The organism is Parvularcula marina (assembly GCF_003399445.1).
Taxonomy (GTDB): Bacteria; Pseudomonadota; Alphaproteobacteria; order Caulobacterales; family Parvularculaceae; genus Parvularcula; species Parvularcula marina.
In genome coordinates this window covers 1,739,750-1,765,574 of sequence record NZ_QUQO01000001.1, presented here as the reverse complement: position 1 = coordinate 1,765,574, position 25,825 = coordinate 1,739,750, and the positions used below count along the sequence as shown (strand labels likewise).

General features: G+C 59.3%; 25 protein-coding genes. 11 read left to right on the top strand and 14 right to left on the bottom strand.

Translation table 11 applies throughout. The features are described from left to right. Positions 1–119: 119 nt before the first annotated feature. From DX908_RS08420 to DX908_RS08400, 5 genes are all read left to right on the top strand, one after another. Positions 120–467, top strand: coding sequence for a GIY-YIG nuclease family protein (locus DX908_RS08420; RefSeq protein WP_116391911.1), 348 nt, complete (start codon positions 120–122; stop codon positions 465–467). A gap of 11 nt (positions 468–478) precedes the next feature. After that, positions 479–1,867, top strand: a complete 1,389-nt coding sequence (lpdA, locus tag DX908_RS08415) for a dihydrolipoyl dehydrogenase (RefSeq protein WP_116391910.1) — start codon at positions 479–481, stop codon at positions 1,865–1,867. 18 nt (positions 1,868–1,885) lie between these two features. Continuing rightward, the gene (locus DX908_RS08410; RefSeq protein WP_116391909.1) at positions 1,886–2,653 is read left to right on the top strand and encodes an SDR family NAD(P)-dependent oxidoreductase; all 768 of its coding nucleotides are present in this window, start codon (positions 1,886–1,888) and stop codon (positions 2,651–2,653) included. An 86-nt stretch (positions 2,654–2,739) separates the two neighbouring features. Next, positions 2,740–3,564, top strand: a complete 825-nt coding sequence (locus DX908_RS08405; protein ID WP_116391908.1) for an energy transducer TonB — start codon at positions 2,740–2,742, stop codon at positions 3,562–3,564. A 104-nt stretch (positions 3,565–3,668) separates the two neighbouring features. Next, positions 3,669–5,108, top strand: coding sequence for an aldehyde dehydrogenase family protein (locus DX908_RS08400; protein ID WP_116391907.1), 1,440 nt, complete (start codon positions 3,669–3,671; stop codon positions 5,106–5,108). Here DX908_RS08400 and DX908_RS08395 read toward each other — a convergent pair whose 3' ends face one another. From DX908_RS08395 to DX908_RS08385, 3 genes are all read right to left on the bottom strand, one after another. After that, positions 5,109–6,317: a dipeptidase gene (locus tag DX908_RS08395; protein WP_116391906.1), complete on the bottom strand. Its 1,209-nt coding sequence runs from the start codon at positions 6,315–6,317 to the stop codon at positions 5,109–5,111. A gap of 142 nt (positions 6,318–6,459) precedes the next feature. Next, the gene (locus DX908_RS08390) at positions 6,460–7,092 is read right to left on the bottom strand and encodes an outer membrane beta-barrel protein (protein WP_116391905.1); all 633 of its coding nucleotides are present in this window, start codon (positions 7,090–7,092) and stop codon (positions 6,460–6,462) included. A 187-nt stretch (positions 7,093–7,279) separates the two neighbouring features. Continuing rightward, the gene (locus tag DX908_RS08385; protein WP_116391904.1) at positions 7,280–8,101 is read right to left on the bottom strand and encodes an enoyl-ACP reductase FabI; all 822 of its coding nucleotides are present in this window, start codon (positions 8,099–8,101) and stop codon (positions 7,280–7,282) included. 153 nt (positions 8,102–8,254) lie between these two features. Here DX908_RS08385 and DX908_RS08380 point away from each other — a divergent pair, with 153 nt between their 5' ends. Beyond that, complete coding sequence (locus DX908_RS08380) at positions 8,255–10,048, top strand: ATP-binding protein (RefSeq protein ID WP_116391903.1); 1,794 nt, start codon at positions 8,255–8,257, stop codon at positions 10,046–10,048. Here the strand turns inward: DX908_RS08380 and bfr are convergent. Both bfr and DX908_RS08370 read right to left on the bottom strand, forming a co-directional pair. Continuing rightward, positions 10,045–10,539 carry a bacterioferritin gene (gene bfr, locus DX908_RS08375; RefSeq protein WP_116391902.1) on the bottom strand — a complete coding sequence of 165 codons (495 nt, stop codon included), beginning with the start codon at positions 10,537–10,539 and terminating at the stop codon, positions 10,045–10,047. The genes DX908_RS08380 and bfr overlap by 4 nt on opposite strands. A gap of 82 nt (positions 10,540–10,621) precedes the next feature. Then, positions 10,622–10,831, bottom strand: a complete 210-nt coding sequence (locus DX908_RS08370; protein ID WP_199564642.1) for a (2Fe-2S)-binding protein — start codon at positions 10,829–10,831, stop codon at positions 10,622–10,624. Positions 10,832–11,007: 176 nt separating this feature from the next. Between DX908_RS08370 and DX908_RS08365 the strand changes: the two genes are divergently transcribed. Further along, positions 11,008–11,481, top strand: a complete 474-nt coding sequence (locus DX908_RS08365) for a cupin domain-containing protein (protein WP_116391900.1) — start codon at positions 11,008–11,010, stop codon at positions 11,479–11,481. A 21-nt stretch (positions 11,482–11,502) separates the two neighbouring features. After that, entirely contained in the window at positions 11,503–12,630 is a 1,128-nt protein-coding gene (locus DX908_RS08360) for a Gfo/Idh/MocA family protein (RefSeq protein ID WP_116391899.1), read from the top strand. Between the two features lie 94 nt (positions 12,631–12,724). Here DX908_RS08360 and katG read toward each other — a convergent pair whose 3' ends face one another. The 4 genes from katG to DX908_RS08340 all read right to left on the bottom strand — a co-directional run bounded on the left by katG (position 12,725) and on the right by DX908_RS08340 (position 18,288). Beyond that, positions 12,725–15,079, bottom strand: a complete 2,355-nt coding sequence (gene katG, locus DX908_RS08355) for a catalase/peroxidase HPI (RefSeq protein WP_116391898.1) — start codon at positions 15,077–15,079, stop codon at positions 12,725–12,727. 659 nt (positions 15,080–15,738) lie between these two features. After that, entirely contained in the window at positions 15,739–16,959 is a 1,221-nt protein-coding gene (fabB, locus tag DX908_RS08350) for a beta-ketoacyl-ACP synthase I (RefSeq protein WP_116391897.1), read from the bottom strand. A gap of 84 nt (positions 16,960–17,043) precedes the next feature. After that, entirely contained in the window at positions 17,044–17,589 is a 546-nt protein-coding gene (gene fabA / locus DX908_RS08345) for a bifunctional 3-hydroxydecanoyl-ACP dehydratase/trans-2-decenoyl-ACP isomerase (RefSeq protein WP_116391896.1), read from the bottom strand. A 93-nt stretch (positions 17,590–17,682) separates the two neighbouring features. Continuing rightward, entirely contained in the window at positions 17,683–18,288 is a 606-nt protein-coding gene (locus tag DX908_RS08340) for a glutathione S-transferase N-terminal domain-containing protein (RefSeq protein ID WP_158548611.1), read from the bottom strand. A 110-nt stretch (positions 18,289–18,398) separates the two neighbouring features. On the opposite strand from DX908_RS08340, the gene DX908_RS08335 reads away from it, so the two are divergent. The 3 genes from DX908_RS08335 to DX908_RS08325 all read left to right on the top strand — a co-directional run bounded on the left by DX908_RS08335 (position 18,399) and on the right by DX908_RS08325 (position 20,881). Continuing rightward, positions 18,399–18,779, top strand: coding sequence for a BlaI/MecI/CopY family transcriptional regulator (locus DX908_RS08335; protein ID WP_116393033.1), 381 nt, complete (start codon positions 18,399–18,401; stop codon positions 18,777–18,779). Next, complete coding sequence (locus tag DX908_RS08330; RefSeq protein ID WP_116391894.1) at positions 18,776–20,155, top strand: M23/M56 family metallopeptidase; 1,380 nt, start codon at positions 18,776–18,778, stop codon at positions 20,153–20,155. Before DX908_RS08335 ends, DX908_RS08330 begins: the two co-directional genes overlap by 4 nt. 117 nt (positions 20,156–20,272) lie before the next feature. Further along, on the top strand, positions 20,273–20,881 hold the full coding sequence (locus tag DX908_RS08325; protein WP_116391893.1) for an energy transducer TonB: 609 nt from the start codon (positions 20,273–20,275) through the stop codon (positions 20,879–20,881). Positions 20,882–20,937: 56 nt separating this feature from the next. Here DX908_RS08325 and DX908_RS08320 read toward each other — a convergent pair whose 3' ends face one another. The 5 genes from DX908_RS08320 to DX908_RS08300 all read right to left on the bottom strand — a co-directional run bounded on the left by DX908_RS08320 (position 20,938) and on the right by DX908_RS08300 (position 25,799). Further along, positions 20,938–23,154 carry a TonB-dependent receptor family protein gene (locus DX908_RS08320; RefSeq protein ID WP_158548609.1) on the bottom strand — a complete coding sequence of 739 codons (2,217 nt, stop codon included), beginning with the start codon at positions 23,152–23,154 and terminating at the stop codon, positions 20,938–20,940. Positions 23,155–23,301: 147 nt separating this feature from the next. Next, the gene (locus DX908_RS08315; RefSeq protein ID WP_116391891.1) at positions 23,302–23,835 is read right to left on the bottom strand and encodes an SH3 domain-containing protein; all 534 of its coding nucleotides are present in this window, start codon (positions 23,833–23,835) and stop codon (positions 23,302–23,304) included. Between the two features lie 83 nt (positions 23,836–23,918). Next, positions 23,919–24,134 (bottom strand): Trm112 family protein, encoded by a 216-nt coding sequence (locus tag DX908_RS08310; protein ID WP_116391890.1) that lies wholly within the window; start codon positions 24,132–24,134, stop codon positions 23,919–23,921. Between the two features lie 3 nt (positions 24,135–24,137). Next, complete coding sequence (locus tag DX908_RS08305; RefSeq protein ID WP_116391889.1) at positions 24,138–24,800, bottom strand: LON peptidase substrate-binding domain-containing protein; 663 nt, start codon at positions 24,798–24,800, stop codon at positions 24,138–24,140. 42 nt (positions 24,801–24,842) lie between these two features. Continuing rightward, positions 24,843–25,799: a tetratricopeptide repeat protein gene (locus tag DX908_RS08300; protein WP_158548607.1), complete on the bottom strand. Its 957-nt coding sequence runs from the start codon at positions 25,797–25,799 to the stop codon at positions 24,843–24,845. Positions 25,800–25,825: the final 26 nt, after the last annotated feature.

The following is a 25,825-nucleotide window of genomic DNA, read 5'->3' as shown; positions in this document are numbered from 1 at the left end:
CAGAGCTTGCGAGCCCGGAAACCATAATCGGGATGCCGGGCCGGTGGCTGGGGAGGCTTATCATCAATTATGGATCCCGGATCGCCGCTATGCGCCGTCCGGGATGACAGGAGGGGAGGGTGAAAACTTATTCCGTCTACCTCCTCGCATCGGGGAAGCATGGCACGCTCTATATCGGTGTGACGAGTGATCTGGCGAAAAGGGTGTGGGAGCACCGTACGAAACGGATAAAGGGGTTCACGGCGAAATATGGGGTTACCCGTCTTGTCTGGCATGAAGCTTTTGAAGATGTCGACGAGGCGATTGCACGCGAGAAACGGCTCAAAAAATGGCGCCGCGCATGGAAGATCAGGCTGATCGAAGAGCATAATCGCGATTGGAACGACCTCTATCCTTCGCTATTTGGACTGACAGCCAAAGAATTTGAGAGATATGAGGACCAGTTCCCTGAAGGGCGTCCTCAATAGGAGGGAACTCTATGCCAAATCCTATCACTACGAATGTTCTTGTTATCGGTGGCGGGCCGGGTGGCTATGTCGCGGGGATCCGGGCCGGGCAGTTGGGGCTCGATACGATGCTGGTTGATGACGGCCCGCTTGGCGGCTGCTGCCTGAATGTCGGCTGTATCCCGTCAAAGGCGATGATCCATGCAGCCGAGGAATTCCATAAGATATCTCATATGCAGGAGGGCAGCCAGATCGGCATCACGACGGTGGCGCCAGCGCTTGATCTTGCCCAGACCGTCAAATGGAAAGACGGGATCGTCGGACGGCTGAACAAAGGTGTTGCTGGCCTTCTAAAAAAAGCCGGTGTTGAAACAATGCGCGGCTGGGCCACATTCATCGACGGCAAAACCGTGCGGGTGAAGACGGAAGACGGTCATCAGGACATCCGGGCAAAGAACATCATCATCGCGACGGGGTCTTCCTCGGTGGAGCTGCCCTTCATGCCGTTTGGCGGAGATATCCTGTCCTCCACAACGGCGCTTGATCTTCAGGCGGTGCCCGAAACCCTCGCGGTTGTCGGCGGCGGCTATATCGGCATGGAGCTGGGCATGGCTATGGCCAAGCTCGGTGCGAAGGTCACCGTGGTTGAGGCGACGGACGGCATCATGCCGAGCTATGATCGTGATCTCGTGAAGCCCGTCCTTGGACGGATGAAAGAGCTGGGGATCGAGTTGCATCTCGGCACGCTGGCCAAGGGTTATGAAAATGGCCGCCTTGCTGTCGAGGTGGATGGAAAGGCCTCTCACATCGAGGCGGCAAAGGTGCTCGTTACGGTCGGGCGCCGTCCGCGCACAGACGGCTGGGGGCTCGAAGAACTCGACCTTGCGATGGATGGCCCGTTCCTGAAGATTGATGAGCGGTGCCGCACCTCGATGACTGGCGTCTGGGCCATCGGCGATGTGACGGGTAATCCGATGCTCGCGCACCGCGCCATGGCGCAGGGCGAGATGGTTGCGGAGATCATCTCGGGCGAGAACCGGGCCTGGGACAAGCGGGCCATTCCGGAAATCTGCTTTACCGATCCGGAGGTGGTGCAGGTCGGCATTGGCGAGGCGCGGGCAAAAGAACTGGGCATCGACGTCAGGGTCGGTGTGTTCCCCTTCCTTGCAAATGGCCGTGCAATGACGATGGAGAACGAGACCGGCTTCGTAAAAGCCACTGCGCGTGCGGACAATCACGTCATTCTCGGCTTTCAGGCCGTGGGCGCGGATGTGTCCGAACTTTCCGCGCAGTTCTCGACGGCGATCGAGATGGGCGCGCGGCTCGAAGATGTGGCGGGCACGATCCATGCGCATCCGACGAAATCAGAAGGCGTGCAGGAAGCGGCCCTCAAGGCACTCGGGCACGCCCTTCATATCTAAGCTGAGACAGGAAAGCCGATGACGGATCAATTTGAAAACCGGACTGCCCTTGTCACCGGGGCCACGTCAGGGATCGGTCGCGCCACCGTGCTGCGGCTGCTGGCGGGCGGCGCGAAAGTTGTCGCAACGGGGCGCCGGACGGACCGGCTCGACGCGCTTGAGAAAGAGGCGGGGACGGACCGGCTCAAGACCGCCCAGCTCGACATGATGGATCTGGACGCGGTCGATGGGTTCCCCGCAACGCTTTCGGAGGACTGGCAACCCGATATCCTCATCAACAATGCGGGGTTGGCGCTCGGGCTCTCAGGCGCGGCGGAGGCGGAGCTTTCTCACTGGGATCAGATGATTGCGACCAATGTGACGGGCCTTGTGCATCTGACGCGGGGCTTCCTGCCGAGACTGAAATCGCTGCCGCGTGCCGATGTCATCAATATTTCCTCTGTTGCCGGATCATATCCCTATCCGGGCGGTAATGCCTATGGCGCGACCAAGGCCTTCGTGACGCAATTCTCACTCAATCTGCGAGCCGATCTTCTGGGCGCGAAGGTCCGTGTCACCTCGGTCGAGCCGGGTATGACGGATACGGAGTTCTCGCTTGTCAGATTCGAAGGCGACAAAGGAAAAGCGGACAAGGTCTATGAGGGCGCGGACAGCATGACCGGGGATGATATCGCCCGGGTGATCACGGATGTTCTGGCGCTGCCTGCCCATATCAACGTCAACCGTATCGAGTTGATGCCGGTCGATCAGGCCTTTGGGCCGTTTGCCGTACACCGCGAGGGCTAGCTCCGGTACAACTTTTGTGCGAGGCTCTTTCCTCTTGGGGGCAGGGCGTGTGCGAGAATTTCCTGATCTAGCCTCCGATAGGGCCGATGGCTGTCAGTAGAGGGCCGTCATGTCGCCGTGCAAGCTGGCAGGTGCTTTCCTCTATTCCGGGTGAAGTAAATCTGGCCGGCAAGAAGAAGGGGATGCTGATGAGCAGTAAGTTCAAGACGCGTGCGGGGGGCGTTCTGTCTTTCCTCCTTGTGCTGTTGTTAGGCTCGGCGCCGGCTCTGGCCGGGGCTGTTGATGATAAAAAGCCCGTCCCGATCTCACGGCAGGCTCCGCCGCTGGGGCTTTATTATTACTGTATCGATCCGGACAACTACCCGGAAGATGGATTCATCGGCACCGTGACGGTCGGCTATGACGTTGATTGGAATGGCAGGACGGAGAATATCGCCGTCCAGTCTTCGACCAATCCGTGCCTTGATCTTTCGGCAGTCACGATAACGAAAGTCTGGCTCTATGATTATAAATCTGCACGGAAAGGGTCGGCGGAGGACAGGAAGCTCACCGCAACGCTTGAGTACCGGATCACAGAAGAGACGATCCATAAAATCCGTACCCTCATGGAAGAGGAAGGCGGGCTTGATCGTGATGCGCAGCCTCTGTTGCGGGTTCCGCCTGAATATGCCGATTTCAGGCGTTGTGTGAATGGTCCAGGTGTCTGGAATGCGAGGGTGGTGCTCGAATTTGATGTGACGGCAGAAGGCGCGCCGATCAATGTGAAGACGGTTGACGCAACGCGCTCCTGCTACAAAAGGGCGGCGGAGAAGTCTGTCGTGCAATGGGTCTACGCGCCCAAAATCGTGGACCGCCAGCCAGTCGCTCGGGAAGGGGTGCGGACGACTATCGAATTCCAGATAGGCAACTGAGAGGGGCTGACTGGCCCGTCTGGTGGACGACTACGCCGCGCTCTGGTCCCCGCGCCCTCTTCGGGTTAGGCTTCGCACAGAAGCGCCTTGAGGGGGTATGAGGCATGCTAAGATCACGGTTCAGCGGCAAATCGCGCGGCGCATCCGGCGGTGGCGGCAAGGTCGACGTCGTCAATCCCTATTCCCTCAAGAAAATCGGCGAAGTCGCCATGAACCCGTGGGATGTGGTCGACGGTTATCTCGATCAGGCGCAGGCACTGCACCGGAACCGCAATGCGTGGCTGCCGGCGCATAAGCGTATCGACATCCTCGCTCGGGCCGCCGGGATCATGGAGGACAATGCCGACGCGCTGGCGCATCAGATCGCCAATGAAGGCGGCAAACCGCTGCAGGACGCGATCGTGGAGGTCACGCGCGCCATCGACGGCATCGGCCTCTGCGCTCACGGCATCGCGGAGATCAAGGGCGAGGAGATCCCGATGGATCTCACCGCAGCGGGGGCGGGGCGCATCGCCTTTTCCCAGCGCGAGCCCATCGGGCCGGTCGTTGCGCTCTCGGCCTTCAACCATCCGCTCAATCTGATCGTGCATCAGGTCGGCCCGGCGGTGGCGGCGGGCTGTCCGGTCCTCGTCAAACCATCTGCGGACACGCCTCTCTCCTGCCAGACGCTGGTGAACATTTTCCATCAGGCAGGGCTGCCCGAAGAATGGTGCCGCTTTGTCCTCAATGACCGGGTCGGGGCGGAGCAGATGGCAACTGATCCGCGTACGCATTTCTTCTCCTTTATCGGCTCGGCCAAGGTCGGCTGGATGCTGCGATCGAAACTGGCGCCCGGCACGCGCTGCGCGCTGGAGCATGGCGGGCTGGCCCCCGTGATTGTGGCGGAGGATGCCGATTTCTCCGAGATGATCCCCTCCCTCCTGAAAGGCGGGATGTATCATTCAGGGCAGGTCTGCGTGTCGGTCCAGCGGGTCTATGCGCCGCGCAAAATGGCCCCGGCGATTGCCGAGCAATTGGCGCATGGCGCGGCCCGGCTGGTGGTCGGCGATGCGGTCTCGGCCAAGACCGAATGTGGGCCCCTGATCCGTCCACGTGAAGTCGACCGGGTTGAGGAATGGGTCAATGAGGCAAAGGCAGGCGGCGCCAAGGTCGTGACCGGCGGGGAGCGTTTGGGCGAGACGACCTATGCGCCGACCATCCTGCTTGATCCGCCCGCCGATGCGCGGGTCTCGACCTTGGAAATTTTCGGGCCGGTCATCTGCATTTACTCCGTAGACAGCCTTGATGAGGCGATTGCGAAGTCAAACGACCTGCCTTTCGCGTTCCAGGCGGCGGTCTTCACGAAAAACCTCGATATCGCGATGGACGCCTCGCGGCGGCTTGATGCGACGGCGGTGATGATCAATGACCACACCGCCTTCCGGGTTGACTGGATGCCCTTTGCAGGCCGGAAACAGTCCGGGCACGGCGTCGGCGGCATTGGCCACACCATGCACGAGATGACTCAGGACAAGATGCGCGTCATCAAGCTGGGGAAGGTGTGATCACCCCTTCTTCGCCGCTGCCTCGACCGCGTTCCAGACGCGTAAGGCATTCCCGGACAGGATCTTCTTGATGTCCTCATCCGAATAGCCGCGGTCGATCAGGCCCTGAACGAGGCGCGGCATCATCGAGGCATCTTTGAGATTGACCGGCAGGCTGTCGCCGACCCCGTCGAAATCCGACCCCAGGCCCACCGAATCGATCCCGGCAATATCAACGACATGGTCGATATGGTCGAGGACATGCTCGACTGTGGCATAGGGTTTGGGGCTGGCGGCCATATAGCCGGCCTGGAAGGCCTCGCGCTGTTCATCCGTAGGCTCATCAATGCCTTCGGCCTTGAGCCAGCTGGCGCTGGCGGCGCGCAGGCGGCTCGTCCATTCCTGATAATCATTGGTCAGGAAGCTGGAGCCGTAATTGATCATGATGACGCCGTTCTCTTCGCCAAGGCGCTTGATCATGTCGTCGGACATGTTGCGCTCAAACCCTTCGGTGAAGCGACGGGCGGAGGAATGGCTGGCGATCACCGGCACATCGGTCAGTGCCATGACGTCCCAGAAGGCATCATCGGAAACGTGGCTTATATCGACCATGATCCCCAGATCATTCATCTTACGGACGACTTCCACGCCAAAGTCGCTCAGGCCCTCATTGGGCCGGTTGATGTCATAGCTTGAATCCGCAATCGCATTGGGCTGGCCATGCGTCAGAGTGATATAGCGGATGCCGCGTTCATAGAAGTGATCGAGCTTTGCGAGGTCCGTTTCAATCGGGGCGCCATTCTCCATCCCCATGGGCAGAGCGATTTTCCCTGCGCTGGTGATGCGTTTTACATCGCTTACGGAATATGCGACCTCGAATTTGTCGGGATCAGCCTCGGCAATCCCCTCGACCAGGTCGATCAGCGCGTCGGCCTGCTCTGGCGCGGCGCCCGGCGTCGACTGGAAGCTGGAGGCGACATAGATCGACATGAAGGGCGCGTTCAGCCCGCCTTCCATCGCGCGGACATAATCGAAATCACCTGCCTCGGTGCGCACCGCAATGCTCTCCGGTTGGTTCTGCAGGCGGTAGGGAATGTCCACATGGCCATCAAGGATGATCGTTTCCTTGGCGAGACGAATAGCTTTTTCGCTTGGGTTTGCGGGATCGGCCAGCGCCGGGGCGGTGAGGGCGGCGATTACGGCGAGCGAAGCGCTGAGAAGACGGCTCATGGGGCGTGATCCTTGTTAACCATACGGGCCGGACCCTGCCCAATCCCGCGCATCGGAGCAAGATGCGGGCGCTGACAGGAAAACCCCCGAAAGGACAGACCTTCCGGGGGACAAGTTCCAAGCTGAGGTAAGCAAAGGGCGCTTAGAACTTATGCTCATAGGTGACGTTCACGCCGTCGGCATTCGCATCCTCGAATTCATACCGGGTGTAGTCGAGGCGGACGGTTGAGCTTTCCGTCATGTCGAGGCCGGCGCCGCCACCAAAGGCAAAGCCGCTTTCCGAGCCGCCGATGGAGAACTCATTGCCGCCTGCGGTCTCGAAGGTCGCATCGATCTCGGCAAAGGCGTAACCGGCACGGGCATAAAGATCGACGGCATCGGTGACCGGCAGGGTATATTTGCCGTAAAGGCCGACGAGATAGTCGAGGCCTAGCTCACCATCCGCATTCAGAACATCGTCGAGATCGCCGTCATTATTGTCGTCGAAGTCGAAATCGTCTTCGTCGCCATCATAGTCGAACTCACCATCATCGATGCCGAAGGTGGCTTCACCCTCAAGGGCGAAATTCGGAATGATCTGCCAGCCAAGGCGGCCGGTCAGGGCGTTGGTGTTATCGCCAATATCTTCTTCGGATTCGATGTCGATAAAGGTGTAGCCACCCCCGACATAAAGGCCAGTATCTTCCGTGCCCTGACCCATTTGGTCCTGGGCGGCGGCGGTTCCGGTGATGAGAGCCAGCGCAGCACTGCCGGCGAGAAGTTTCGTGAAGGTCATCGTAATCCCTTTCCTTTTCAGGTTACGGGGCCTTCAACACGCGGGGGTAAGGGAGCGTTCCCTCAGAGACGGAAATCTGATTTCACGAAGATATTCATGTTGTTACAATTCAACGTCTACGTCACGATTTGCCACTATCTGGCCATATTGTGACGTAGTCCGCTGGAATTACGATTCGATAACGGAACTATTCCCCGCCGAGCGCCTCAGGGTCGGGCATGCCGACAATGTGGAAGCCGGCATCGACGTGAAGGACTTCGCCCGTGCAGCTTTTGCCCAGATCGGAGAGCAGATAGAGCGCGGCACCGGCGACGCCGACGGGGTCCGTATCCTCACGCAGAGGTGACCAGTTGCGCCCCTCCGACAGAAGCGACCGGCCGCCCTGAATACCGCCCAGCGACAGCGTCTTGATTGCGCCAGCGGAGATCGCATTCACGCGGATGCCCTTGGGGCCAAGATCCCGCGCAATATAGCGCGTTGAGGCTTCCAGTGCGGCCTTGGCGACACCCATGACGTTATAGGACGGGATGACCCGCTCTGACCCCAGATAGGTCAGGGTGATCATCGAGCCGCCGGGCTTCATCATCTCAGCGGAGCGGCGGGCGGAATCGACAAAGCTGAAGGCCGAGATGTCGAGCGAATTGCGGAAATTCTCGCGCGTTGTGTTCTCAACAAAGGAGCCTTTCAGCTCATCCTTGTCCGAGAAGGCGATTGAGTGGACGAGGAAATCCATCTCGCCCCAGCGCTCCTTGATCGCGCCGAAAGAGGCATCCATCGAGGCATCATCGGTGACATCGCAAGGGACGAGGAAATCGACCCCAAGTTCCTCAGCCAGTGGGCGGACGCGCTTTTCCATCGCTTCGATATAGGAAAAGCAGAGCTCGGCGCCTTGGGCCTTGAGCTGCTGGGCGATCGCCCAGGCGATGGAGTTCTTGTTCGCCACGCCCATGATGAGGCCGCGCTTGCCCTTCAACAGATCGCCTTCAGGGTAAATGGGGGCATCGGACATGGGGGGCTCCTTAATCTTTTGATCGCAGGCTTTAGGCGGCGCTTGCGCCTAGGCCAAGTCTGTTATGATTAACTACAGGCTTAACTTCTGAATTATCTCTCCCTTCACGAAGACATCGTATTCTGGGCCCAAAATATGTGGGAGTAACGTGCTTTGGGTCTATCCGAGCGACAGCTGGATGATCTCCGCCTCACGGCGAGGGGGCGCCGTAAGGAGCTGAAAACGCGGATAATTATCGCGTTTTTTGGGGCCACGGTTCTCGCCGTCGAGGTCGAGCCTGTAATCGGGCTGGCCTGGCTGGCGATCGTGCTGTTCAGCCAGTTGGTCGATTTTCTGATCTGGCGTCCCGCTTTCCGAGCAGAGCCGGTACCGATCAGTGAGGCCCGGCTTAATCTCATTGCAGCCTCTGCCTTTCAGGCTTCCCTGATATATTCCGCCGTTGCGGCGCTATTGTGGTTCCTAGGGAACCCGGCGGATGGTGTGTTCTCTTTCGTCTGGTTTGCGGGATCGCTGCTTCATGTGACGCTTCACATGCGGAATGAGCGGCGCACATTCGTTGCCGCAGCTATTCCGCACGCGCTCTATTTCATCGGGATTCCGATATTGGCTGTCGTGGGATACGGGCCAGCCAGCCGGGCGAGCGGGGTAATCATGCTGATAGCCGTGCTTCTTTACCTCGCTCACCTCGTTGTCGCGTTTCGGACGACGCGCCAGCTTTCGCTTGAGCTTCTGGATGCGCGGAAGAACGCTGAGCACGGTCAAAGAGAAGCCGAGCGGGCAAACAAGGCGAAATCCGATTTCCTCTCCAGCACGAGCCATGAAATCCGTACGCCGCTCAATGGAGTGCTCGGCATGGCGGAGGCCCTCAAGCAGGATGACCTGACCCCGGCCGCCATGGAAAAGGTGGAAATCCTTCAGGATTCAGGTCTTCTCCTGTTGCGGCTCCTCAACGATATTCTCGATCTCTCGAAGATTGAGGCTGGCCGTATCGAGCTTGAAGAACAGCCCATCGATCTTGCGCTGATTGCCGACAAGGTCGTCCGTACCCATGCAATGACTGCCGAGGCCAAGGGCATCAAACTCGGTGTGACGGTGCAGGAGGGGTATGCCTGCTTGCGCATGGGTGATGAATTACGCCTAATGCAGATCCTCAATAATCTTGTCTCCAATGCGCTGAAATTCACCAGCGAGGGGGGCATCCGCATCCATATCAAAGAAGATGAGCCGACAGGCCATGTCATGATCAGTGTCCGTGATACAGGGATCGGCATGTCGGATGAGCAGCTCAACGTCATCATGGAGCCCTTCACCCAGGCAGATAAGACAATCTCCCGCCGTTATGGGGGCACGGGGCTGGGATTGGCGATCGTCAACGGTCTTGCCCATGGGATGGGCGGTGATGTGAATGTAACCTCAAAGCTGGGGGAGGGGACAAGTTTCACTGTCCGCTTGCCGCTTGAGCTCTGCGCCGAAAAACAGTCGCTGGTTTCTCAGTTTACAGATGAAAGCGAAGAGTTGAGTGTCTTCCCCGGTGTCAATGTTCTGGTCACTGATGACAATCAGGTGAACCGGATGGTGCTCGAGTCCTATCTCGGTTCGATGCAGGCGCGGGTCGTCATGGCCGAGGACGGCAGGACGGCCATCCAGTCTGCTAGTGAAATGGAATTCGACCTCATCCTCATGGATATCTCCATGCCCGATATGGAGGGCACCGATGCCATGTCAGCAATCCGCCGAGAGCAGGCGGCTCGGGGCGTCGTGGGTAAGGGCACACCGATCATCGCGGTGACGGCCCACGCATTGGCGCATGAGATCAGCGGTTTTCTTGAGGCCGGCTTTGACGGCTATCTTGCAAAGCCGATCTCGATGGATGCTCTGCGCAAGGTGATGGCCGAGTTTGCAGGCAAAAAGGCCGGCGAGACCGTCACCCCACGGATGACCGCTTAATCGAGGCTGCCGCCCGACGCATTCGGCTCAGACTGGAGTTGCAGGAAGTTCTGCATCCCGAGACGATCCGCCAGTTCAAGCTGGGTTTCGAGCCAGTCGACATGCTCTTCCTCATTACGCAGAATGTAATCGAAGAGATCGCGGCTGACATAGTCGCGGACTTTTTCGCAATGCTCCATCGCGTCTTTGAGGAGCGGAATGGCATCAAGCTCAAGTGCCAGGTCGCATTCGAGCAGCTCTTTCACATCCTCACCGATGCGCAGCTTGCCGAGATCCTGCAGGTTCGGCAGCCCCTCAAGGAACAGGATACGCTCGATCAGCTTATCGGCATGCTCCATCTCCTCGATGGATTCCTTGTATTCCTTCTTGCCCAGAACCGTGATGCCCCAATTGTCGAGCATCCGCGCATGCAGGAAATACTGGTTGATTGCCGTCAGCTCGTTTTTGAGCGCCAGATTGAGAAATTCGATTACCTTTGCGTCGCCCTTCATGGGTGCCTTGCCTCTTACCGGATGAATGAGTTGAAGAAGGGCCTATGCGCTTCGGACGGGGGCGTAAATGCGCGCCCTCATCTTATTCTGCTGCGAGGAGTGTTTCGGGCGTGGCCCGGTCATCCATCTCGGAGGCGATCATTTCACCGATCGTCGTCCGGCAGCGGCCGCAATTGAATTGATGGCCGTGATGGGCCTGCACGCATTCAGGCGAGCGCGCGCCAGAGGAGATGGCCTCCTTGACGGCGGTGCAGTTCAGACGGCGGCAGACGCAAACGATCATGAGAGTCATTTGCGGCGGTTAAGAACGATTGTCAAGTAGGGTGCGAGTCATTCTTAACGACGTGTAAGGGCCTGATAGCGGGTCAAGAATGCGCCCGGAAGCCCCGCGCTGCGCCGAACGGCCACGCATCATGGCTCGGCCCTCGCTCTGCTGCTAGCCTGCGCCTCAGGACAGGGAGACGCGAGATGAACGGGATCAGGATATTAGCGGGGCTCACGGCCCTGCCCGCAGGGCTGACAATCGCCATGGCGAGCCCGCCGCAAAGCATGTCGGAAGCAGTCAGCATCGCGCCGCCCGAAGCTGCCGCCGAGCCCGTGCCGGGGGATCCGGTGACCGTGTTCTCGCGGGACGAAATGGCGTTCAGCGATACAGGAAGCGGCGCCCGTGTGCAGCTGATGGATGAGGCCTCGCGCACGCTCGAGACGTTGGAGATCCACATCACGACGCTCAATGCGGGCGAGACCTCGCACGCGCCGCATCGGCATCCGAATGAGGAAGTCGTCGTGTTGCAGGAGGGGACGCTCGAGGTCTACGTCAATGGCGAGACGAAAGTGATCGGGCCGGGCTCGGTCATGGTGTTCCTGTCGATGGACTGGCACGGGGTGCGAAATGTTGGTGACGGCCCCGCGACCTATCAGGTCATCAATTTTCATCCGTAAGCGGCAAGCAGGAGGAGCATCATGTCCCATTTCAACCGGCGCGATGCAGTCAAAGGAGGCGCGGCCCTCGGCGCAGCGGCAGCCTTCGGCATCCGGCCTTCCGGCGCCACCCCGCCTCACAGGCTCGATTTCGGGGTGATCGGCCTCAATCACGGTCATGTCTATAGCCAGTGCGCGGCCGTCATTAGGGGCGGCGGCAGGCTGACCCATTTTTACGCGGTTGAGGATGATCTGGCTGCGGAATTCCAGAGCCGTTTTCCCGAGGTCAAACGGGTCAGCGATGAGCGCGAGATCATCGAGCATGAGACGATCCGGCTGGTCGTCTCCGCCGCCATACCGGCCCAGCGCGCGCCCATCGGTATCCGGGTCATGAAGGCAGGTAAAGACTATATGGCCGACAAGCCCGGCATTACGAGCCTTGAGCAGCTTGCCGAGGTGCGCCGGGTGCAGAAGGAAACGGGGCGCATCTATTCGATAAGCTATTCAGAGCGTTTTGAGAATTACGGCTCGATCCGCGCCAGTGAGCTGGTCGCAAAAGGTGCGATCGGTGATGTTATCCAGACAATCGGGCTGGGGCCGCACCGGATCCGGCCCGCGACCCGCCCGGACTGGTTCTGGGATCTGGCGCAGTTCGGCGGCATCATCTGCGATATCGGTTCGCACCAGATGGACCAGTTCCTTCATTTCACCGGCTCCACCGAAGCGGAGGTCGTGGCTTCCCAGACCGGAAATTTCCATAATGAGGCGCATCCGGACTTTCAGGATTTCGGCGATGCCATGCTGCGCGGGAATGGTGGGGTAGGCTATGTCCGGATCGACTGGTTCACGCCGGAGGGGCTGGGCTATTGGGGAGATGGACGCCTGATGGTCCTGGGGACAGACGGCTATATCGACTTGCGCAAATATGTCGACATTGGCGGTGCGCCGGGTAGGGATCATCTCTTCCTTGTTGACCAGAAAGAGATCCGGCAGATCGACTGCTCTGATGTCGTGCCGCCTTACGGGCCGCAACTGGTCGATGATGTCCTCAACCGCACCGAAACAGCGATGAGCCAGGCGCATTGTTTCCTTGCGACCGAATTGGCGCTGAAAGCGCAAGTACAGGCGAGCCGCGCCGACACCTTCACCCCACCCAAAATGCCGGGGTGAGGGGGAATCCCTACACAAAAAACGCACGGCAATGGGGGCATTGCCGTGCGCTCATGATTTAAAGAACGCCCTCTGATGAAAGAGGGAGCCTTGTTCAGGTGCGGCCGATATCGAACCGGTCGAGCTGCATCACTTTGGTCCATGCCGCGATGAAGTCCTCGATGAACCGCTCTTCGGCATTCTCATAGGCATAATGCTCGACCACGGCGCGAAGCTCCGCATTCGACCCAAAGACGAGATCGACTTCGGTTGCCATCCATTTGAGATCGCCCGTTGTGCGGTCGCGCCCTTCATAGACATTCTCCTGGCTCGCAACCGGGGTCCAGACCGTGCCCATATCGAGCAGGTTCACAAAGAAATCATTCGTGAGCGTGCCGGGCTCATCCGTCAGGACACCATAATCGGAGCCATCCGTATTCGCCCCAAGGGCGCGCATGCCGCCGACCAGAACCGTCATTTCCGGCACGGTGAGGGAGAGAAGATCAGCGCGATCGACCATCTCCTCGGAAGGCGAGAGGCGGGCCGTGCTGCTGTAGTAATTGCGGAACGCATCCGCTTTGGGCTCTAGCGGTGCAAAGGAGTCCGCATCCGTCATTTCGGCCGTCGCGTCCGTTCGTCCGGGCACGAAGGGGACGGTAACGTCATGACCGGCATCGGCTGCCGCTTTCTCAATCGCTGCGGCGCCGCCAAGCACGATGACATCGGCCAGCGACACCCGCTTGTTCCCGGACTGCGCGTCATTGAAGGCCTGCTGTACGCCTTCGAGCGTGGCGATGGTCTGGGCCAGCTCATCCGGATTATTCACCCCCCAGTCTTTCTGGGGGCTGAGCCGGATGCGCGCGCCATTCGCGCCGCCGCGCATATCGGTGTCACGGAAGGAAGCTGCCGAGCCCCATGCCGCCCGCACAAGCTGCGGGACGGTCAGGTCTGTTGCAAGAATATCCGCCTTCAGACGTTCCTCATCTGCGGAGGTGATGAGGAGATGGTCGACCTCGGGAACCGGATCCTGCCAGATCAGCGCCTCGGCGGGAGCCGTCGCGCCGACATAACGGGCGCGCGGGCCCATGTCGCGGTGGGTCAGCTTGAACCAGGCGCGGGCAAAAGCGTCCTCGAACTCTTCGGGATTCTCCTGAAAGCGCATGGAAATCTTGCGGTATTCAGGATCGAATTTGAGCGCAAGATCCGTCGTGAACATGATCGGCTGGTGCGTCACATCTTCGAGGTGGGCATCGGGCACCATGCCTTCCCCAGCGCCATCTTTGGGCACCCACTGGATCGCGCCGGCCGGGCTTCTCGTCTGCTCCCATTCGAAGGCGAAGAGATTGTTGAGGTACTGATGGGTCCATTGGGCCGGGCTTGATGTCCACGCGCCTTCAAGGCCACTGGTGAAGGTGTCGGCAGCGTTGCCGGCGCCGCAGCTATTGTTCCAGCCGATGCCCTGATGCTCGACGGTCATGGCGGCGGGTTCCTTGCCGACACAGTCAGCCTTGCCCTTGCCATGCGCTTTGCCGAATGTGTGACCGCCCGCGATAAGTGCAACGGTTTCCTCATCATTCATGGCCATGCGGCCAAAGGCTGTACGGATGAATTTTCCGGCGGCGACCGGGTCGGGTTTACCGTCCGGGCCTTCGGGGTTCACATAGATAAGGCCCATCTGGGTCGCGGCAAGGCCATCGCGAAGCTCACCATCGCCATGGAAGCGTTCGCGCGCCAGCATTTTCTGCTCCGGCCCCCAATAGACAAGCTCCGCCTGCCAATCATCTTCGCGGCCCCCGGCGAAACCGAAGGTCTTGAAACCCATGTCTTCCATGGCGACGGTCCCGGCAAGGACCATCAGGTCCGCCCAGGAAATGTTCTCGCCATATTTCTGCTTCACCGGCCAGAGAAGGCGGCGCGCCTTGTCGAGATTGGCGTTGTCCGGCCAGCTATTAAGCGGCTCAAACCGCTGCTGGCCGCCGCCGGCACCGCCGCGGCCATCATAGGTGCGGTAGGTCCCGGCGCTGTGCCATGCCATGCGGATGAAGAACGGTCCGTAATGGTCGTAATCGGCCGGCCACCAGTCCTGGGAGGTGTTGAGGACTTCCTTTAGGTCAGTTTTGACCGCCTCGATATCGACCTTTGCGAATGCGGCGGCGTAATCGAAATCATCCCCGAGCGGATTAGATCGGGTGACTTCATTGGCACGCAGGGCAGAGAGATTGAGGGTCTCAGGCCACCAGAAATCGTTGGTGCGGATCTCATCATGCGCGGCGCTGCTCATCTTGGCAGGCTTGGGCGCAGGCGTGGATGGCTCCGCTGCGCTGTTCATCGGGGTGGCGGGTTTAGCTGCCTCGGCTGCGGCGGCGCTAGTGGCCTCAGATGACGATGAGCCATCCGAGCAGGCTGACAGGGCTGTCAGTGCCAGGGCGGCGGCGGTGATACACAACATTGATTTTCTGGACTGTTTCATCACGCGTTCCTCTTCTTTTGAGAGCGTTGAGCGCTCTTGTGCGAAGAGGTTACGGGCGAGTCATTGGTGCGGAATAATAGATTATCACCATAAAGTGTATCGATAAAATCGATACACCTATTTATCCGTGCAAGGGATATCGAGACTTGTTTCTCATCTCCTGCTTTCCCTCGGCACGTGTATGTGCGAAAAGATGCGCCCGGTCCGTGAAGACCGGGCGACAGGGAAGAACGGCCCGCACCGGGGTGCTAATGGATGCGGGCCTCCTTGGGGTGCCGATACCAGGGAGGGATATCGGCGGTCTCCGGACTGGCGAGGCAGTGGGGCAGACGTGCCAGCCGGATTTCGGGGGAACGCCGGCGCAGCTTTCCAGCCTGCCGCCCATGGTCTTCAGCCGGTTCAGGCCTGCGACACTTTCCATTCATGAGGATCGTTCCCGTAGAGATGATTGCTCTATGGGCGCTGTAGCCGAGGGAACGGCAAAAAGTTTGTCGAAATGTATCAGGCCGGATGAGGGATGCGTAAGAAAGACCTCATTCCCGCCATATTGGGGTGAGGTGTCTCAATTTTCAGATTTCAGGGTGTTAAGGCGGCTCGCATGAAAAAGGGGCACGCTTTCACATGCCCCTTCGGAAATCTCGTAATATATAAGGGTGCGATCAGCCCTCATATTTCTCCATGACGAGGCAGGCATTGGTGCCGCCAAAGCCGAAGCTGTTCGACATGAAGGCACCGAGGTCGACATTGTCGATCCGCTCACGGAGGATATTCATGCCTTCGAACTCAGGGTCGAGCTCATCGATGTGGGCGGATTTGGCAAGGAAGCGGTTTTTCATCATCAGGAGCGAATAGATCAGCTCCTGCGCGCCGACCGCGCCGAGTGAGTGGCCGGTCAGCGACTTGGTCGAGCCAAAGGGCGGGGTCTTCTCGCCGAAGACGTCACGGATCGCATTGGCTTCGCGGATGTCGCCGACCTTGGTCGAGGTGCCATGGGTGTTGATATAGCCAATGGCGCGCTTGACGGTTTCCATCGCCTTTTTCATGCAGCGAGTGGCGCCTTCGCCTGATGGCGCGACCATATCGAAGCCATCCGAATTGGCTGCGTACCCCGTAATCTCGCCCCAGATCTTCGCGCCGCGGGCGAGTGCCCGGTCGAGGCACTCAACGACAACGGTCGCAGCCCCACCAGCTATGACGAAGCCGTCGCGGGCGGCATCATACGCACGCGACGCAATCGAGGGGTTGTCATTATATTTGGAGGACATCGCGCCCATCGCATCGAACATGTTCGAGAGCGTCCAGTCGAGTTCCTCGCCGCCACCGGCAAAGATGACGTCCTGCTTGCCCATCGCAACCTGCTCATAGGCATGGCCGATACAGTGTACGGAGGTCGCGCAGGCCGAACTGATCGAATAGTTGAGGCCCTTGATCTCGTAAGGGACGGCAAGGCAGGCCGAATTGGTCGAACTCATCGCGCTCGGCACCGAGGTCGGGCCGATCTTGCGCGGGCTGCCAGTCTCAATTGTCTTCTGCGCCGCCTCGACGATCGTCCGGGTCGAAGGGCCGCCAGATCCCATGACGATGCCCGTCATCGGATCGGAGATGTCTTTCTTCTCAAGGCCCGCATCTTCGATCGCATCGCGCATGGCGATATAGTTCCAGGCCGCGCCCTCGCCCATGAAACGGCGGGTCTTGCGGTCGAGGACTTCGGTGACGTCGAGCTGGGGCTTGCCGTGGATCTGGCTCTTGAAGCCACGCTCCGCCATTTCGGGGGAGAAGCTGATGCCGGATTTGGCCTCGCGAAGGGAGTCCAGCACTTCCGAGAGGCTGCTGCCAATCGAAGATACGATCCCCATTCCAGTTACGACGACCCTTCTCATACGCGTTCCTTACCTGAAGTCTTGCTACCGGCACGATTATGGTTGTGCCGCTTATATAGGCATATTTGGCCGGAATTTCCCGGCTTACATGGCGCCCGAATTAAGCTGGTCCTGGCTGAACAGCCCGACCCGCAGATCATTGGCCTCATAAATCGGCCGATCATCCGCGAACATGGTGCCATCACCGATGCCGAGGACGAGTTTGCCGCGCATTGCCCGGCGAATGTCTATTTCATAGCGGACAATGGAAACCTCAGGTTTCACCTGTCCTGTAAATTTGATCTGACCGGCGCCGAGCGCCCGGCCGTGGCCCATGCTGCCGCCCCATGTCATGAAGAAGCCGACGAGCTGCCACATGGCATCAAGGCCAAGACAGCCGGGCATTACGGGGTCGCCCGGGAAGTGGCATTCAAAGAACCAGAGGTCATCGGTGATATCGAGCTCGGCAATGACCTGACCCTTGCCGTGCTTGCCGCCAGTATCGGTGATCGAGGTGATGCGGTCGAACATCAGCATCGGCGGCACAGGCAATTGAGCCGTGCCTGGGCCGGCATAGCCGTTCATGCCGCAGTCGATCAGCGCCTGCTTGTCAAAGGAATTGGGGCGGGGCGTGACGGCAATATCAGACATGAGACTCCAGCGGAAAAAAGAGGGCGGTGGAGCGCGCTCGACGGCCGCTCCTTCAAACTTCCCGGCGGGTGTAGCGCCGCCCCTTTGTCACCGTCAACGAGAGGGGCCGTCAAACGGCATGGTCTGGACGATGCTGTCCCGGTTTTCATGTGATTTGAGCCATTCGGAGAGGGCCGGATGGGGCTCGAGATAGGCCTGCTCGGGGAAACGGAAGTCGAGATAATGGAGTGCGGAAATGCTGGCGATGGTGCCGAGATTGAAACTCTCATCGGCGAGGAGCTGACCCTCAAGCAGCGGTAGGGCGCGCCGGATTGCCTCTTCCCAGCGGGTGAGCCAATAGGGCGACCGCTCGGACGGATCGCGGCGGGTCTCAAGAACACTCGCGACCGTTGCGTCCATGATGCCGTCTGCAATGGCTTCCAGCGTCTTCACCCTCATGCGGTCGGGACCGGCGGCGGGCACGAGGCTGGGGGTCCGCTCATGCTGGTCGAGGAATTCGCAGATCACGGGGCTGTCGATGATCAGCGTGCCGTCATCTAGGATCAGCGCCGGGACTTTGCCCAGCGGATTGAAGTCAGGAACCTTCGAGCCTTCCGCAGTCGGATGGTGCCAGATCAGCTCAAGATCTATCCCGTCTTCGAGGGCCACGATGCGGGCCTTGCGGGCATAGGGGGAGGCATTGGTGTAGATGAGTTTCATGGCCTGCGATTTAGTCCTTTGGGCATTGAGAGGTCGAGGCGCAAAATCCTGCATTGACAGTCAGTGATGCTGATGCGACAAATGTCGCATACCTGCGACGGATTGCTTATATGTCATCATCCCCTTCTTCCTCTGAGCTTCGGCTTCTTCAGGCGATCTGGCGCGAAGGGCGCCTCTCCGCCCGTGAAATCCATGATGCAACGGAGGTCCAGTCCGGCTGGTCCTATTCGGCGACGCGCAAGACGCTCGACCGCATGGTCGAGAAGGGCCTCCTCGATATCGAGCCGGTCCACGGCATCAAGACCTTCACGGCGGCCCAGCCCAAGGTCGAAACCCTTGCCGGGCTGATCCGCGATTTCGGGCGCAACGTCTTGGGCGCGGATGCGCCGCTGCCGGTGTCGATGTTCACCGGCAGCTCGGTCATCGACGCGGATGAAATTGCTGAGCTTGAGGACATGCTCGCCCGGCTCAATGAGGAGGATGACGCATGACGTTGAGCCTTTCTCCTTCTGCCCTCTTTGTGCTGATGGTTCTCTGTGTGCCGTTTTTGTGGTCGGGCCTTGTGGCGCTGTTGCGCCGGATATGTGCGGGCGAGACGTCACTGAGTGATCAGCAGGAACGGGCCGTCCTTGTCCTGATGGTCCTGCCGGTTCTTTGCGGATTAGCAGTCGTCTTTCTGCCGGAACTGATGCCGCATATTCCATCACCGCTGCCGCCTATGGGAGAGCCGCAGCATATTGGCGGGCTCGGCGTTGTTGTCGCGGAAGAAGCCGCTGCCCCCGGCTTTAATCTGATGCCGTGGGTCTGGGCGACGCTGATTTTGTTCTATCTTGCGGGCGCTGCCTTGGGGCTTGGCCGGTTTGCGCGTGGCTATGTCCGTATGCGTGAGATCTTGCGGCACTCTATCGGCCGGGATGCTGTGGGCGATGTGCGCCTGACCGGCGCGCCGGTCTCGCCTTTCGCGACGCCTTGCGGGCGGGTCATTCTGCCGAGCGCCTATTCAAAGACTGCGAGCGAGGAAGAGACAGCGCTGATCATCGCACATGAGCGGGCGCATATCGCCCGGCGGGACCCGTTCTGGTTCCTCATTCTTGCCGCGGCTGATGCCGTTTTCTGGTTCAATCCGTTCATTCGTGTGCAGACCAGCCATTGCCGCCTTGCTGCCGAACTTGATTGTGATGCGCGGGTTCTTGGCGCGGCGCCCCAGATGCGAAAGGCCTATGCAGCGACGCTGATCCGGGTCCTGAAGCATACCGCCGGAGCAGCACCGACATGCGCCCCGGCGGTTCTCTCACCCAGAACCAAAGGAGATATCCGCGTGAGATTAGGAGATATCATGCAACCAAAGCCGCGCCGCCGCAACCGGCGGGCCACTGCCGTACTGGCTGCGCTCGGCCTCGTCCTGGCGCCCCTCTCGGCGTGGCAGATCGCCCATGCGGCGGAGGTGAACTTTACAGTTCGGCCTGTCGAGGGACATATGAGCAGTCCGTATGGAGAGCGAGTCCATCCCATCAACAAAAAGCCGAAAATGCATAAAGGGACAGATATTGCCGCGCCATTGGGCACGCCGGTCTACGCCCCGGCGTCGGGTAAGGTCTTGCGGGTCACTCTGTCAGACGCAGGTTACGGCAATATGCTGGAGCTTGATCATGGGGACGGTGTGATCACCCGCTACGCTCAGCTCGATACAATCGTGGCGGATGGCAAGGCAACAGTCCGTGCCGGCGAGTTGATTGCGCGGGTTGGTGCTTCGGGGCAGGCGACCGGCCCGCATCTTCATCTCGAAGTGATCGTCAATGGCGAGCATGTCGATCCGGCGACCGTCCTCGACCTGCCGGGACCGAAGGTTAAGCCGCATAAGGACTAAACTTGCTGCCGGCACCTCATTTCGGGGTGCCGGTTCGCTGCCGCTTACCGCGAGCTTTGCGATTGCCTCATCCTGAGGTAGCATCCGCCCCAAACACGTAACTTGTGGGGCAGGAACATGAAATTCTTACGTTATCTGGTGGGCTTTCCAGTGGCGGTTATCGTCACAAGCCTGCTTTTTCTTTTGATGTACCATCTGATCCGTGATGACGGCTCGACAGTGCCTGACGCGCTTGAAGATATCAGGGAGACTGTTCTTCCGAAGCGGACACCCCCTCCGCCGCCGCCAAATCCGACACCACCGCCAGACCTGCCACCGCCGCCCAAGCCGGAGAACAATGGTGATGGTGATCCTATTCCGGGCCCGAAAATTAAAGATCCGAGGCCTGATCCTGGCAAGATCCCCGGTCTTCCAGGGAACCCTGGTGGGATGGAAGGGCCAACGATTACCCCGACCGGTTTCTATCCGGTGCTGCAGAAATTACCGGCCTATCCGGCCAATTGCGCCGCGCGGGAAATCGAGGGCGACGTCACGGTGGAATATGACGTCACCAATGGCGGACAGGTCATCAATGCGCGTGTTCTTGAGTCAGATGACAGTTGTCTCGACAAGGCGGCCTTGCGTGCCATTGAGGGGTGGAAATACTCACCCCTCCCCGATGCCGATCCAGACGGGATCCGCAAGCGAGGGCTACAGAAGACATTCGACTTCAAACTCGAAGAATAAAAAACGGGGCCTTCGGGCCCCGTCCTTCTTTGTGCTGACTGTCTAACGGAGCGAGGTTAGAAATCGATGCGCAGGCCAGCGAAGACTTCACGCGGCTTGCCCGGGCGGAGGCCATAGGGGCGCCGTGCTGCGAGATACTCCTCGTCAAACAGATTTTCCGCCTTGAGGAGAAGGGAGATATGCTCGGTCACTTCATAGCTGGCTGACAGATCGACGAGTGTGCGTGCGTCGATTTCTTCGCTCGCGGGGATGGGATCTCCGCCAGCGACATTGCGAGTCTCGCTCACATGATTGATGATGGCGTCAAGGCGCCATGCGCCTTGTTCAATCCCGGCACTGACGGTTAGCTGATGTTCCGGAACATAGGGCAATTCATCACCTGCGATGACGGTGCCGAAGAACCCGCTGTCAAAGCTCGACTGAAGCTCACTCTCAGTCCACGTATAGGTGACGGCGACAGGAAGGGACATATCCGGCAGCTGCGCATAGTGCGCAAAATCAGTGCTCGCCGTGACCTCCAGCCCGTAGACGTCAACTTCGCCCGCATTGAAGCTGTCGCCGATATCGCAGCCAGATCCACCGGTCGAATTGGTACAGGCACCAATGAGGTTTGAATAGTCATTGAAAAAATAGATGGTCTCGATAGAGGCGGGGCCATTGGTATATCGTCCGCCAACCTCATAAATCCAACTCTCTTCCGGGTCAGTGTCCTCAGATGAGCCGACCCCGGCCGCGGCAAATCCGCGATGCACTCCGGCAAATACGGAGAGTTCCGGTGTTGCGCGATAGAGAACGGCAAGTGACGGAAGAAGCTCCGTATAGCTGTTAGAGCGCTCCCGGCTGATCGTTGCATCGGTGCGGTCGGCGCCCGACCAACGGGTTTCCATGGTCTCGACATTCTCAATGCGAATGCCTGCCGTGATCTCAGTCTTCCCGAAGCTGATGATGTCTTCGAGATATCCTGACCAGGCTTCAGCGGTTGAAAGGCGATTAGATTGCGTGCCCGGCGCATTGTCAGTCGTCAGGACAAGCGTGCCATTATCCATGCGATATTGGTCTTGTTGCTGAAAGCGATCCTGCTCATCTTCGTGATATCGAATGCTCGCGGTCAGATCGTGGCTGGCGCCCAGTCCCTCAAAGGAAAATCCGATAGCGGATTGAATACCGGCCGCATAATAATCCCGGTTATTATGGCGCAGGCCGAGGACATCATCAGGGCTGACATACCCTTGGGGGCCGGCAAGGACGCGGAACTCCAATTCGCATGCCAGCGGATCGATCAGAATTTCATTAAGGCTGTTGCAATCGCCGGACTCTGACAATGCTGAATTGTCGAAAGCATCAAGCTTGCGCCAGTTCCGCGCAAAATCCGTTCGATAGGCGATGGTGTTGAGTTTGATGCCATTCCCGAAAGTGATGTTATGGGTGGCCTGATAAGTGTCGTGATCGCCCTGAAACTGATCAAGCTGGCTTGCGGCATATCGCTGGTAGGGGCTACGAGCGAAATCTGCCTCGGTCAAGCCGAGATAGGTCTCATCCGAGGTCTGCTCCGAATGCTGATATTTAAAGACCAGACTTTGCTCTGCGGCTGCGCCCGGCTTGGAATAAAAGCCCAGCTTTGTGACAAAGTCGGTGATGTCAAAGCCGGTCTCGCCACGAGTGATTTTCTTAAAGCCATCACTTTCATCTGAGTAGAACTCAATCAGTCCGCCAATATGGACAGGGAGGCTGTCAGCAGTCCAACGCTTGCCGGCATAGGCGTGAACGGTCGTCCGGTCTGTGTCGCTGACAAATGCCGTGATATGCCCCGCCGCTTCTTCAGGGATCGGGGTCGAGAAAAACTGGATGGCGCCTGCAGTTGTGTTCGGGCCATAGCGCACAGCGCCCGGCCCCTTCACGATCTCGATTGCGTTCATGCGCCCCGCAGTAGGAAAGTAATAGGCAGAAGGCGCTGCATAGGGCGCAGGTGCGACAGGGACGCCATCTTCCATGATGACAATTTTCGAAGAACGGTCGGCGCCTGAACCCCTGATGCCGATATTGGGACGAAGACCGAAGCCGTCCTCTTCCTGAATATTAAGCCCAGGTACCTGGCGCAGAATGCGGTTGATGTCGGCAAATTCGAAGCGGCGCAGAGCGTCGGCATCGATCCGGTCCACAGCGCCTGCGATCTCACTCGCAGGGCGGCTGCCAGTGACGGTGATCAGGTCAATATCCGCGTTCGCGGGAACGGTCTCCGCTGCAGCGGCGGCGATAAGAGAGGCGCCGGCCATCAATGCGCCAGCCAATATAGAATAAGACACGATTGCAAACCCCATTAAGAGAGGGCGGCTGTGTCGTGCAAATGCGAATGACTGTCAACTGCGATATGCTAAAGGCCACCCTAGCGGATGGCCTTCATATCTTCGAGAACAGTGAAATCAGATCGGCGCGCCCCAGAGCTGTTCCTTGGGTAGCCAGCCGCGATAGTCAGCGGCGCGAACCTGACACCAGTTCTGCTCACAGCGTTCGATCTTTGCCATCACGCCATTATTAAGACGGGCACGGCCTTTCGCATGCGTGTTCGGCGCAGCGCGAAGAATGGTGCTGTCCGAGGTGACGATGCCGTGGGCATTCTCTGACAGCATGGAGCGGTGGATCCACATTCGGCGGCCATCACGGTCTTCGACCCGGCGCCAGATATTGTCACGATCCTCGGCAATCACCTTGAGCGGCAGACCTTCCTGCCGGAATTCATACGCCACCGGATAATCAAAGCTCGGGCCGAAACGGGCGCGGACTTCATCTTTCCGTAGGGCGACGAAACGAGGCACAGGCAGCCCGGAAGGGCTATCAGCCTCAATGATAGGCTGGGGTTTTGCCACTTCGCCAGCCCCTGCAATGGCGGACGGAAGGACGGTCACGGAAAGCGCTATGGCTGATACGGCAGCGGCAATCGGCCAGATACGGACCATGGGAACCTCACACTCTCTTCATGACTCTTGCGAGAGTGTTAATAGTTCATCATGGTTAAGCGACGATAAACAAAGGAAAAAAATCACTCCGTTAAGGGAGTGTCTGAACCCGCTTTCGGGGCCTCATCAAGCCGCCTTGCCTCGGCTTCCAGCATGATCGGAATGCCGCTGCGAATGGGGAAGGCAAGCTTTGCCTTGTCCGAAACGAGTTCCTGTTTTTCTGCATCATAATGCAGCGTGCTGCGGGTGACCGGGCAGACGAGCAGGGTGAGGAGCTTCGGGTCGATCTTGTCGTTCATTTTCTATTGTATCCTGCTGAAGGTGTCGGGCGCCATGTCATCGAGCGCTTCGGCAGCGGCAATTTCCATCAGGGTCATGAGGTCCCTGATGCGCTGGGTCAGGCTCGGCGCTTCGAGGAGTGCCTGCTTTTCATCGGCATCAAAGGGGCAACTCACAGCCACGGAATTAACGATTGTTTCCGTTGCGGCATTGTCGATCGTCTCCCAGTCTGCAGCGAGGCCAGTTGATTTTAAATAGGTCTCCAGTGAGCTGAGCAATTGTGGGCGCAGGCTGTCGGTGTCTTCTTGGGGTGAAGAGGGATCTGACCGAAATGCGCTCCAGTCGACTTCTCCCATGCGGAAATTCCCATCCGTCAGATGATCGGAGATCAGGCGGAAGCGGCTGACCCCAAGGAGCTCCACCAGGAACTGGCCATTGTCCGTCTCAGAGAATGAGACCACCCGTCCTGCACAGCCGATGGAATAAAGCGGCGGGTTCATATCCTCGTTCTCGGAACGCGGACGGATCATACCGATAAGCCGGTTCGCCCCCAGCGCATATTCTGTCATCGCGAGATAACGCGGCTCGAACATGTTGAGCGGCAAGTGCGAGCGGGGGAAAAGGGCTGCGTCGCGCAAAGGGAAAAGGGCAATTTCGTCAGGCAGAACCAATCCGGTGTCTGTCATGCTGTCTCCTTCTCGCCCGCAGCATTTGTAGTCTTTTATGGCTCAGGCAAACAGGAGGGAAGACAGTTTCCGCCGCGCCGATTTGACGCCGGCATCCGCCGGCCCAAGAGCCTCAAAAATCTTGAGCAGTTTCTCGCGAGCGGCACCTTCGCGCCATTCCCGGTCGAGCTCGATAGAGCGTAGGAGAGAGGCCATGGCGCCTTCGGTGTCACCGGCATCGGCCAGCGCTTCACCCAGCACGAAATGGGCTTCAGGGTCTTGGGGGCTGGCTTCTGCGGCTTTTAGCGCATTCTCGACGGCCTCGGGGGGCACATCGCTGCCGCCTGACAGCTCCATCATCGCGCGGACCTGCGCCACCGGGGCAAGGTCGCGCTTTGCCTCGGGGACCATGCCGAGGAACTGCTCGGCCTGCTCCGGGCTGCCGCCAAGGAGCGCGGCGCGGGCCATGCCGGCAAAGGCAGTCACCTGCCCGTCGCTGCCGGTTTCGGAGGCTTCAGCGGATGCACCAAAAGCCTGCAGCGCGGTCGCAAAATCATTCTCTTCGAGCGCCTTCTCGCCCATCTCGGCGAGCGCCTTAGGGTCATGGGCGGGCGACTTGCCGCCGCCGAGACCGGCCTGCGCGGCAGCATCGATCAGCCGGTCGAGGAACTGGCTGACCTGGCTTTCGGGCAGGGCGCCCTGAAAGCCGTCCACCGGCTGGCCGCCGATAAAGCCCATGACAGTCGGCAGGGACTGGATCCTCAGCTGCTGGGCCAACATCTGGTTCTTGTCGGTATCGACCTTGACCATCAGCACCTTGCCGCCGCGGGCCTGCACCTGTTTCTCAAGGATCGGCCCCAGCGTCCGGCAGGGTCCGCACCATGACGCCCAGAAATCAACGACCACAGGAACCTCGAGCGAGGCCTGCAGCACATCGGCCTGAAAGGTCTCGATGGTGGCGTCTTTTACGAGTTGCGCCTGAGTGCCGCCTTCAGGCGTGCCGCCGATAATGTCGGTCATAGGAATCGTCTTTCTTCTCTTGGGGT

Coding starts and splice junctions, on each gene's coding strand:
- lpdA (WP_116391910.1), top strand. CDS start 479: ATGCCAAATCCTATCACTACGAATGTTCTTGTTATCGGTGGCGGGCCG.
- DX908_RS08410 (WP_116391909.1), top strand. CDS start 1,886: ATGACGGATCAATTTGAAAACCGGACTGCCCTTGTCACCGGGGCCACG.
- DX908_RS08405 (WP_116391908.1), top strand. CDS start 2,740: ATGGCTGTCAGTAGAGGGCCGTCATGTCGCCGTGCAAGCTGGCAGGTG.
- DX908_RS08400 (WP_116391907.1), top strand. CDS start 3,669: ATGCTAAGATCACGGTTCAGCGGCAAATCGCGCGGCGCATCCGGCGGT.
- DX908_RS08395 (WP_116391906.1), bottom strand. CDS start 6,317: ATGAGCCGTCTTCTCAGCGCTTCGCTCGCCGTAATCGCCGCCCTCACC.
- DX908_RS08390 (WP_116391905.1), bottom strand. CDS start 7,092: ATGACCTTCACGAAACTTCTCGCCGGCAGTGCTGCGCTGGCTCTCATC.
- DX908_RS08385 (WP_116391904.1), bottom strand. CDS start 8,101: ATGTCCGATGCCCCCATTTACCCTGAAGGCGATCTGTTGAAGGGCAAG.
- bfr (WP_116391902.1), bottom strand. CDS start 10,539: ATGAAGGGCGACGCAAAGGTAATCGAATTTCTCAATCTGGCGCTCAAA.
- DX908_RS08370 (WP_199564642.1), bottom strand. CDS start 10,831: ATGACTCTCATGATCGTTTGCGTCTGCCGCCGTCTGAACTGCACCGCC.
- DX908_RS08365 (WP_116391900.1), top strand. CDS start 11,008: ATGAACGGGATCAGGATATTAGCGGGGCTCACGGCCCTGCCCGCAGGG.
- DX908_RS08360 (WP_116391899.1), top strand. CDS start 11,503: ATGTCCCATTTCAACCGGCGCGATGCAGTCAAAGGAGGCGCGGCCCTC.
- katG (WP_116391898.1), bottom strand. CDS start 15,079: ATGAAACAGTCCAGAAAATCAATGTTGTGTATCACCGCCGCCGCCCTG.
- fabB (WP_116391897.1), bottom strand. CDS start 16,959: ATGAGAAGGGTCGTCGTAACTGGAATGGGGATCGTATCTTCGATTGGC.
- fabA (WP_116391896.1), bottom strand. CDS start 17,589: ATGTCTGATATTGCCGTCACGCCCCGCCCCAATTCCTTTGACAAGCAG.
- DX908_RS08340 (WP_158548611.1), bottom strand. CDS start 18,288: ATGAAACTCATCTACACCAATGCCTCCCCCTATGCCCGCAAGGCCCGC.
- DX908_RS08335 (WP_116393033.1), top strand. CDS start 18,399: ATGTCATCATCCCCTTCTTCCTCTGAGCTTCGGCTTCTTCAGGCGATC.
- DX908_RS08330 (WP_116391894.1), top strand. CDS start 18,776: ATGACGTTGAGCCTTTCTCCTTCTGCCCTCTTTGTGCTGATGGTTCTC.
- DX908_RS08325 (WP_116391893.1), top strand. CDS start 20,273: ATGAAATTCTTACGTTATCTGGTGGGCTTTCCAGTGGCGGTTATCGTC.
- DX908_RS08320 (WP_158548609.1), bottom strand. CDS start 23,154: ATGGCCGGCGCCTCTCTTATCGCCGCCGCTGCAGCGGAGACCGTTCCC.
- DX908_RS08315 (WP_116391891.1), bottom strand. CDS start 23,835: ATGGTCCGTATCTGGCCGATTGCCGCTGCCGTATCAGCCATAGCGCTT.
- DX908_RS08310 (WP_116391890.1), bottom strand. CDS start 24,134: ATGAACGACAAGATCGACCCGAAGCTCCTCACCCTGCTCGTCTGCCCG.
- DX908_RS08305 (WP_116391889.1), bottom strand. CDS start 24,800: ATGACAGACACCGGATTGGTTCTGCCTGACGAAATTGCCCTTTTCCCT.
- DX908_RS08300 (WP_158548607.1), bottom strand. CDS start 25,799: ATGACCGACATTATCGGCGGCACGCCTGAAGGCGGCACTCAGGCGCAA.